At 63.9% G+C, this 9,201-nt stretch carries 10 protein-coding genes; 8 read left to right on the plus strand and 2 right to left on the minus strand.

All coding sequences use genetic code 11. The features are described from left to right. A partial coding sequence (locus RA20_RS23495) for an alpha-isopropylmalate synthase regulatory domain-containing protein (RefSeq protein WP_039134944.1) occupies positions 1-239 on the plus strand: 239 nt, incomplete at its 5' end. A gap of 193 nt (positions 240-432) precedes the next feature. Here RA20_RS23495 and RA20_RS23500 read toward each other — a convergent pair. Further along, complete coding sequence (locus RA20_RS23500; RefSeq protein ID WP_039134948.1) at positions 433-1,221, minus strand: 23S rRNA (adenine(2030)-N(6))-methyltransferase RlmJ; 789 nt, start codon at positions 1,219-1,221, stop codon at positions 433-435. Positions 1,222-1,339: 118 nt separating this feature from the next. On the opposite strand from RA20_RS23500, the gene RA20_RS23505 reads away from it, so the two are divergent. The 7 genes from RA20_RS23505 (at position 1,340) to RA20_RS23535 (ending at position 8,961) form a co-directional block, all read left to right on the plus strand. Continuing rightward, a complete protein-coding gene (locus RA20_RS23505) occupies positions 1,340-2,122 on the plus strand; it encodes a hypothetical protein (protein WP_039134952.1) in 783 nt (260 codons plus the stop codon). Positions 2,123-2,350: 228 nt separating this feature from the next. Continuing rightward, entirely contained in the window at positions 2,351-3,397 is a 1,047-nt protein-coding gene (locus RA20_RS23510) for a rod shape-determining protein (RefSeq protein ID WP_039134955.1), read from the plus strand. A 50-nt stretch (positions 3,398-3,447) separates the two neighbouring features. Then, entirely contained in the window at positions 3,448-4,389 is a 942-nt protein-coding gene (mreC, locus tag RA20_RS23515; RefSeq protein ID WP_039134957.1) for a rod shape-determining protein MreC, read from the plus strand. Then, the gene (locus tag RA20_RS23520; protein ID WP_039134959.1) at positions 4,382-4,921 is read left to right on the plus strand and encodes a hypothetical protein; all 540 of its coding nucleotides are present in this window, start codon (positions 4,382-4,384) and stop codon (positions 4,919-4,921) included. Before mreC ends, RA20_RS23520 begins: the two co-directional genes overlap by 8 nt. Then, positions 4,918-6,864, plus strand: a complete 1,947-nt coding sequence (mrdA, locus tag RA20_RS23525; RefSeq protein WP_039134963.1) for a penicillin-binding protein 2 — start codon at positions 4,918-4,920, stop codon at positions 6,862-6,864. Before RA20_RS23520 ends, mrdA begins: the two co-directional genes overlap by 4 nt. Further along, the gene (gene rodA, locus RA20_RS23530; protein WP_039134966.1) at positions 6,861-8,012 is read left to right on the plus strand and encodes a rod shape-determining protein RodA; all 1,152 of its coding nucleotides are present in this window, start codon (positions 6,861-6,863) and stop codon (positions 8,010-8,012) included. Before mrdA ends, rodA begins: the two co-directional genes overlap by 4 nt. 16 nt (positions 8,013-8,028) lie before the next feature. Further along, positions 8,029-8,961: a 2-hydroxyacid dehydrogenase gene (locus RA20_RS23535; protein WP_039134970.1), complete on the plus strand. Its 933-nt coding sequence runs from the start codon at positions 8,029-8,031 to the stop codon at positions 8,959-8,961. A 127-nt stretch (positions 8,962-9,088) separates the two neighbouring features. On the opposite strand, the gene RA20_RS26260 is transcribed toward RA20_RS23535, so the two are convergent. Then, positions 9,089-9,201: M3 family metallopeptidase (locus RA20_RS26260; RefSeq protein ID WP_152618591.1), on the minus strand; the 113-nt coding region annotated here is incomplete at its 5' end.

Consider the following 9,201-nt stretch of genomic DNA (forward strand, 5'->3'; position numbering starts at 1 on the left):
CCGCCCGCCTGCAGCTGTATCAGGTGCACGCGGTCACTGAAGGCACTGATGCGCAGGCAACTGTGTCTGTGCGGCTTGAGGAAGACGGCAACATCGCAACCGGCGAGAGCGCCAATACCGACACGGTTGTTGCTTCCGCCAAGGCCTATGTGAATGCGCTGAACCGCCTGATCGTGCGCCGCGGCCGCGTTGGCGAAGGGGCCGATGCCAAGGAGATTTCCTACAAGGATCTCGCCTGAGGCCAGGCTAATCTAAAGCAAAAGGGCTGCTTTCCGCCGGGAAGCAGTCCTTTTTCATTGTTGCCTTCAAACCTTACTCAGGGGGACCGGGGAGCGCTCCCGCCGCTGAAGGCGCCTTGCGGCGCATTCCAGCGTTGGGCCGGGCGCCGCGCAAAGCGCGGCGCGGGCGCGCCCTGATCCCCGGCTTGCGCATTCAGGCGACGGCCGAAAACAGGGCTGTCAAACGCTTGGCCTCTTCATCAGCCCCGAACGGCGCGTTGACCACAAACATGCCTGACCCCACCATCCTGTGCCCTTCGCGTGCAGGCGGGAAGGACACCTCATGGCGCAGCGCGCCGGGCAGCTCCTGCGCCTCCAGCGCCTTCAGCATTTGCCGATGCGTCCCGTCTTTCAGGACCGGGTACCAGAGCGCAATCACCCCTACGTTCCATTTCTTGTGCAACCGGCCGATGATGCCCGGGATACGGGCGTAATCCGTCTTGATCTCAAAGCTCGGGTCGATCAGCATCATCCCGCGGCGGGGAGACGGCGGTGCCAGGGACATTGCCAGCTCAAAGCCGTCCTGCTGGTGCACCTTGGCCTTCCAGGGCTTCAGAGCCGACCGCAAGGCCATGTTTTCCTGCGGATGCAACTCAGCGAAATGCATCGTGTCCCCTGGACGCAGAAGGGAAGCGGCAATCAGCGGCGAGCCTGGATAAGCAGCTTCCCCATGCCGGTCACGGGTTGCCGTCAAAGCCTTGTACAGCGGGTGGTCCGCGGCAAGCGATTGCCCTGCCAGAACCCGGGAAATTCCCTGCTCCGCCTCACCGGTCTTGACCGCCTCGGGCGCGTCCAGCTGGTACAGCCCCCGCCCTGCGTGCGTCTCAATGTAGCTGAGCGGTTTGTCCTTGCGGGTCAGATAGGCCAGCATCCAGGCCAGCAGCGCGTGCTTCTGAACGTCAGCCAGGTTTCCGGCGTGATAAATGTGCTGATAGGAAAGCATGCTCCCCCTCTAGCCGCATTTGCCAGGCTGCGGAAGAGGGCCCACGGCGGGATAAACGGAATCTCAACCCGCACGATGCAGACTGCTGCTGTTCCACCATTGCAGAATGCAGGTCCATATGCCCCTCAGAACGAGCGCCGTCGCTTTAGTCCTTACCTGTCTGGCCTTGTTTCTGTGTGCTGCCGCAGCCGTCAGCGCGCAAGGGTACTCCCTGGTGGGCAATCAGTTCTTTCTGCACCAGGCCTCGGCACCGCAGCCCGGGCCGGCATCGGAAACTGCGCCGCAATCGGTGGCCAGCCTGCTGCCTGACACCCTGCCCGGCACAGATCCCGGGCGCGGCGCGGTGTCGCTCAACCCCGGGGCCGCCAGCCTGTTCCGCGGCCGCAGCAGCGGCGGGCTTTTTGCCCCCATTCTCAGCGCGCCGCCCAGCGTCAAGCAGCTGTTCGACCTGATTGCCAGCGCAGAGGCCGGCAAGGCGCAATACGACGCCGTGCAATATGGCGCCAAGCGCAAACCGCCGAAGAAGCCGACCCAGATGACCATTGCCGAGATCAATGCCTGGATCGATGCGACCCCAGGCCAGCCCCATGCCATCGGCCGCTACCAGATGATCCCCGCCACCCTCCGGCGGCTGGTCAAGCATCAGGGCGTAAAACCGCAGACCCGTTTCTCGCCAGAGCTGCAGGACCAGCTGGCGCATCAGCTGGTTGAAGAAGCGGGCTACAGCGCGTTTCTGCAAGGGGAGATGCCGCGCAAGACCTTTATGCTCAACCTGGCCAAGATCTGGGCCGGGCTGCCGACCTCCAGCGGCAAGTCCTATTACGAGGGATATGCGGGCAACAGCGCCAGCCTGACCTGGCGCCATTTCCAAGCCGAAATGCAGCGGATCTTTCCAAGCTGACGCCAGCATCCGGCGCGGCGCCTGCTCCGGCCGCGGCGTGGTGTAACCGATGGCCGGGAACAGCTTAGGAACGCAGCCCTCCTGTGACCCCACGAACTGGGCGGAAAGGCGCTGTTTCACCATAATACGCCCTTTCGCGGCCCCCTTGTGCCGCTTATAAGGTTTGCGACGCGGCTTCTTTGGAGTCGCCCCAAAGGTCTACGGCAGCTTTCACAGGATCCCTTCTATATGGCGCTTTTCGGAAACTTAGGCGGTCTGTTCTCGTCGGACATGGCCATCGACCTCGGCACAGCCAACACCCTGGTCTATGTCAAGGGCCGCGGCGTCATCCTGTCTGAGCCGTCGGTGGTTGCCTATCACGTCAAGGACGGCGTCAAGAAAGTGCTGGCCGTGGGTGAAGATGCCAAGCTGATGCTGGGCCGCACCCCGGGGTCCATCGAAGCGATCCGGCCGATGCGCGAAGGCGTGATTGCCGACTTCGACACCGCCGAAGAGATGATCAAGCACTTCATCCGCAAAGTGCACAAGCGCTCGACCTTCTCGAAACCCAAGATCATCGTTTGCGTGCCCCACGGCGCCACCCCTGTTGAAAAACGCGCGATCCGCCAGTCGGTTCTGTCCGCCGGCGCCCGCCGCGCCGGGCTGATTGCCGAACCGATTGCCGCGGCTATTGGCGCCGGCATGCCGATCACGGACCCGACCGGCAACATGGTTGTCGACATCGGCGGCGGCACAACGGAGGTTGCCGTTCTGTCGCTGGGCGACATCGTCTATGCCCGCTCTGTCCGGGTGGGCGGCGACCGCATGGACGAGGCGATCATCAGCTACCTGCGCCGCCAGCAGAACCTCTTGGTCGGTGAAGCCACCGCCGAGCGCATCAAGACCTCGATCGGCACCGCACGGATGCCCGATGACGGCCGCGGCCAGTCGATGCAGATCCGCGGCCGCGACCTCTTGAACGGCGTGCCCAAGGAGATCGAGATTTCCCAGGCGCAGGTCGCCGAAGCACTGGCTGAACCGGTGCAGCAGATCTGTGAAGCCGTGATGACCGCGCTGGAAACAACGCCGCCGGATCTGGCTGCCGATATTGTCGACCGCGGCGTGATGCTGACCGGCGGCGGCGCGCTGCTGGGCGATCTGGATCTGGCCCTGCGCGAGCAAACCGGGCTGGCCGTGTCGATTGCCGACGAAAGCCTGAACTGCGTGGCTTTGGGCACCGGCAAGGCGCTGGAGTTCGAAAAGCAGCTGGCCCACGCCATCGACTACGACAGTTAACAGCCCCTGCCCGCCGGAACGGCGCCAGCTGAGCGGCTGGAAGGAGAGACGTGGCAAAGGACCGGTCACAGCGCGAAGATTACGCCACCCCGCTGCGGCGTCTGCTGACAGTGGTGCTGTGCCTGTGCCTGTTTGCCGTGTTTATCATCTGGCGGATCGACAGCCCGCGGGTGGAGCGCTTCCGGGCCCAGGTGGTGGACAAAGTGGTGCCCAGCATGGACTGGGCGATGGTGCCTGTCACGGCTGCGGTCAATCTGGTCCGCGATTTCCAGAGCTACCAGCGGCTGGCCGAGCAGAACCGCGAGCTGCGCAGCGAGCTGCGGCAGATGCGGGCCTGGAAAGAGGCGGCGCTGCAGCTGGAGCAGGAAAACGCCCGGCTGCTGGACCTCAACAACGTGCGGCTCGACCCGCAACTCACTTATATCACCGGAGTGGTGATGGCCGACAGCGGCTCTCCCTTCCGGCAGTCGGTGCTGCTGAATGTGGGCAGCCGCGACGGTGTGCATGACGGCTGGGCAGCAATGGACGGGATCGGGCTGGTCGGCCGGATTTCCGGTACCGGGCGCGATACCGCGCGGGTGATCCTGCTGACCGATGCCGCCAGCGCAGTGCCTGCCGCCATCCAGCCATCCGGACAGACCGCGCTGGTCACCGGCGACAATAACGCGGCCCCTTTGCTGAGCTTTCTGGAAAACCCCGATCTGGTGCGCCCTGGCGACCGGGTGGTTTCCTCTGGCGATGGTTCGGTGTTCCCGGCCGGGCTGCTGATCGGCCAGGTGGCCAAGGACCGTTCCGGCCGGATGCGCGTCCGCTTGTCCGCCGACTATGAGCGGCTGGAGTTCTTGCGGGTGCTGCGCCATCACGGAACCCAGGTGATCGAAGACCCCGGCGGGCTGGTCGGCGCAGTTCCGGGAGACCCGGTGCCGCAGCCGCGTCCCGAAGGGCTGGGCAGCGGCAGCGCAGAAGGCACCGCTGAGGCAGGCAATGGCTAACACCTCGCCGGCACGGATCTGGACCATGCGGCTGGCCTTCCCGGCCCTGGCGCTGCTGATCATCTTCTTCCATCTGCTGCCGCTGGACACCACGCCGCGGTTCTGGGCACCGCCGGATTTCCTGCTGCTGCTGGCCATGGCCTGGTCGCTGCGGCGGCCCGATTTCGTGCCAGCCCTGTCGATTGCACTGGTGATGCTGCTGGCAGACCTGCTGTTTCTGCGCCCGCCGGGCCTGCTGGCCCTGCTTGCTGTACTCGGTTGCAGCTTCCTGAAGGCCCGCGCCGCGCCGCACCGCGAAAGCACATTTGCCAGCGAGTGGCTGGCGGTGGCGTTGGTGCTGATTGGCATCGCAACACTGAACCGGCTGATACTGGTGCTGTTCGGCGTGGCGCAGGCGCCGCTCAGCCTGACAGTGATCCAGATTGTGATGACAATCCTGGCCTACCCGCTGGCAGTTTGGGTCAGCCAGTCTATTCTGGGCGTGCGCAAACTCTCCCCTGCTGAAGCTGAAACACTGGTGAGCCGCCGATGAAACGCAATTCCAAAGACCAGGATGCCTCGCACGGCAGGATGACCCGCAGGGCGCTGTTCCTGGGCGGGCTGCAGCTGGCCTTTGCCGGCGGGCTGGCGGCCAGGATGCGCTTCCTGCAGGTGGACCAGGCCGATGAGTTCCGTCTTCTTGCCGAGGAAAACCGGATCAATTTCGAGCTGCTCCCGCCTGCGCGCGGGCGGATCTTTGACCGCAACGGAAAAGTTATTGCGCAAAACTCGCCGTCTTACCGGATCGTGATCGTGCCCGAGAACACGGACGACATTGAACTGGCGATTGCCAAGCTGCGCAGGCTTGTCGATATCCCGGACGAGGATATCGCAGACGCCTTGAAGGACATCAAATCCTCCAAGCCCTTTCACCGCATCACGCTGTCTGATCAGGTTGCATGGGAAGACATTGCCAAGGTTGCGGCCAACGCCCCGGCCTTGCCGGGCATTGAACCTGACGTCGGCCTGACCCGGGTCTATCCGCAGCTATCGGATTTTGCCCATGTGGTGGGCTACGTCGGACCGGTGTCCGACTATGACCTGTCCAAGATGGAAGCACCGGACCCGGTTCTGCTGACCCCCCGCTTTCAATTCGGGAAAGTCGGGTTTGAAGCCAAGCTGGAAGAACAGCTGCGCGGCAAGGCCGGCACCAAACAGGTGGAAGTCAACGCCTATGGCCGGGTGATGCGCGAGCTGGGGCGGCGCGAAGGCGAGGCCGGCGCCGATATGCAGCTGACCATTGATGCGGACCTGCAGAACTACGTGCAGGCACGGCTGGGCCGCGAAAGCGCTGCCGCTGTGGTGATCGACTGCGAGGACGGCGGCATCCGCGCAATCTGCTCCTCCCCCAGTTTCGACCCAAACCTGTTTGTACGCGGCATTTCGGTAGCGGATTACCGGATGCTGACCGAGGACAACTACCGCCCGCTGTCAAATAAGACGGTGCAGGGCACTTACCCGCCCGGCTCCACTTTCAAGATGATCACTGCGCTCGCCGCATTGGAAGAGGGCGTAGTCGGACCGGAGGAAACCGTCTGGTGCCCGGGCCACCTGAAGGTTGCCGGCCGCCGCTTCCACTGCTGGAAACGCGCAGGCCACGGGCATGTGGACCTCAACACCTCGCTGAAACGCTCCTGCGACGTCTATTATTACGACGTGGCAATCAAGACCGGGATCGACAAGATTTCCGCCATGGCCAACAAGTTCGGCCTCGGCATCAAGCACGACCTGCCGATGTCGGCGGTTGCACAGGGGATTACGCCCACCAAGGAATGGAAAGAGCGCTCCTATGGCAAGGACTGGCTGATCGGCGACACCGCCAATGCCTCGATCGGCCAGGGCTACATGCTGGCATCGCCGCTGCAATTGGCGGTGATGTCGGCGCGGCTGGCAACCGGGCGCAGCGTGACACCGCGGCTGCTGAAATCCATTGATGGTGTTGAACAGCCCAGTGGAGCCGGTGAGCCGCTGGGCATCAGCGAGAACAGCCTGCGCATCGTGCGCAAGGGCATGTATTCCGTCAGCAACGACCGCCGCGGCACCGCCTACCGCTCGCGCATCATCGGTGACGGCATGCGCATGGCCGGCAAGACCGGCACCAGCCAGGTGCGCAACATCACCGCAGCCGAACGCGCCGCCGGGGTGATCCGCAACGAGGATCTGCCCTGGGAGCGCCGCGACCACGCGCTGTTCGTGAGCTTTGCCCCCTATGACAACCCGAAGTACGCGGTGGCAGTGGTGGTGGAACACGGCGGCGGCGGCTCCAAAGCCGCAGCCCCGATCGCCCGCGATGTGATGCTGCAGGCGCTTTACGATGGCACCCCGCCGCTGGAGGCCTACCCCAAAGCCGACCGCAGCCGTATCAAGGCACAGCAGGAACGGCTGGAGCGCGAGCGGGTCAAGCGCCCTCTGGGCAGCCGGAGCAGCCGGGCATGAGCTATCTTGAATACCATGCCAAATCGACGCCCACCGGCTTGCGCAAGGTCCTGCACCTGAACTGGGGACTGCTGCTGCTGCTGATCACGGTCTCCAGCGTCGGTTTCCTGATGCTGTACTCGGTGGCAGGCGGATCCTTCTCCCCTTGGGTGGAACCGCAGGTCAAGCGTTTCGGCCTGGGCCTTGGGGTCATGTTTGTGGTCGCCATGATCCCGATCTGGTTCTGGCGCAATGTCTCGGTGCTGGCCTACCTGGGCTCGCTGGGCCTTTTGGTCGCGGTGGAGCTCTTTGGCACCGTCGGCATGGGCGCGCAGCGCTGGATCGACATCGGCTTCATGCGGCTGCAGCCCTCGGAAGTGACCAAGATCGCCCTGGTGATGCTGCTGGCCGCCTATTACGACTGGCTGCCCGCCGAGAAAACCTCGCGGCCCTTATGGGTGCTGCTGCCGGTGGCGCTGATCCTGATCCCAACCGCGCTGGTGCTGAAGCAGCCGGACCTGGGCACCTCGATCCTGCTGATGGCGGCAGGCGGTGGCGTGATGTTCCTGGCTGGCGTCCACTGGGCCTATTTTGCAGCGGTGATCGCCGCCGGCGTGGGGCTCGTCAGCGCCGTGTTCCAAAGCCGCGGCACCGAATGGCAGCTGCTGAAAGACTATCAGTTCCGCCGCATCGACACGTTTCTGGACCCCTCGCAGGATCCGCTTGGCGCGGGCTACCACATCACCCAGTCCAAGATCGCATTGGGGTCAGGCGGCTGGTCCGGCCGCGGCTTCATGCAAGGCACGCAGTCGCGGCTGAACTTCCTGCCGGAAAAACACACCGACTTCATCTTCACCACGCTGGCGGAGGAGTTCGGCTTCATCGGCGGCTTTACCCTCTTGTTCATCTACATGCTGATCATTCTGTTCTGCATTGCCTCTGCCATTGCCACCAAGGACCGCTTCTCCTCGCTGGTTATTCTCGGCATCGCCATCACCTTTTTCCTGTTCTTTGCCGTGAACATGTCGATGGTGATGGGCCTGGCGCCTGTGGTTGGCGTGCCGCTGCCGATGGTGTCCTATGGCGGCTCCGCAATGCTGGTTCTGCTAGGGGCTTTCGGCATTGTGCAAAGCGCCCATATCCACCGCCCGCGGCAATCCTCACGATAAAAGACAGGGAGTTTCCATGACCGCCAATGTGCTGTTTGCAGGCCGCCCCGATGCCTGGCCAACCTATGAGCCGCTGCTGAAGGCCGAGCTGGCAAGACTGGGCGTGGACGCTGACCTGCGTAACGACTTCGCACCGGCGGAGGTGGATTACATCGTCTACGCCCCCAGCGGGCCGGTTAGCGATTTCCTCCCATTCACCCGGCTGAAGGCAATCCTGAGCATGTGGGCCGGGGTTGAGAAAATTGTGCCCGTGGCCCCTGCTGATGTGCCGCTCACCCGGATGGTAGACAGCGGGTTGGAGCAAGGCATGACCGAGTGGGTGGTGGGTCACACCCTGCGCTATCACTTGGGGATGGATGCACACATTCAAGGGCAGAACGGGGCCTGGGAACCCAAGGCTCCCCCCCTTGCCAAAGACCGCCATGTGACTGTTCTAGGCCTGGGTGCACTGGGAACGGCTTCGGCCAAGGCGCTGGCGGCGCTTGGGTTTCGGGTTACCGGCTGGAGCCGCACCCAAAAGGACATCGAAGGTGTTGCGTGCCTTGCCGGGACAGACGGGCTGCAGGCCGCACTTGCGCAGGCTGAGATCGTGATTCTGCTGCTGCCGGACACGCCTGCCACGGAAAACACGCTGAATGCAGAAACGTTGGCAATGCTGCCCAAGGGCGCAAAGATCATCAACCCCGGCCGCGGGCCGCTGATTGATGACGCTGCACTTCTGGCAGCGCTGGACAGCGGCCAGGCCGGCCATGCAACCTTGGACGTGTTCCGCGTCGAGCCGCTGCCACCGGAGCACCCCTATTGGGCGCATCCCAATGTGACCGTTACCCCGCATATCGCCTCTGAGACCCGGGAAAGCACCGCCGCCGAAGTGATTGCCGAAAACATCCGCCGCTTTGAGGCAGGCGAGCCGCTCTTGCACCTGGTCGACCGCAGCCTCGGGTATTAGGGGCTTTGCCCCTCGCGCCTGCGGCGCTCACCCCAGGGTATTGCCGACCAGAAAGAAGCGGAAAGCCACTCTGCTTCTTTCTGGTCTTAAATACCCATTTCCAATACCGCGCCCAGCGGGGCGCCTGCTATTCTGCGGCCAGCCCCCGGCCCTTCAGCAGCGCCTCAACACCCGGCAGGCGCCCGCGGAAAGCAGTGTAGAGCTCTGCCGGATCCACGGACCCGCCGGTGGAGAGGATAT

The sequence above is a fragment of the Leisingera sp. ANG-Vp genome (assembly GCF_000813725.1).
GTDB lineage: Bacteria > Pseudomonadota > Alphaproteobacteria > Rhodobacterales > Rhodobacteraceae > Leisingera.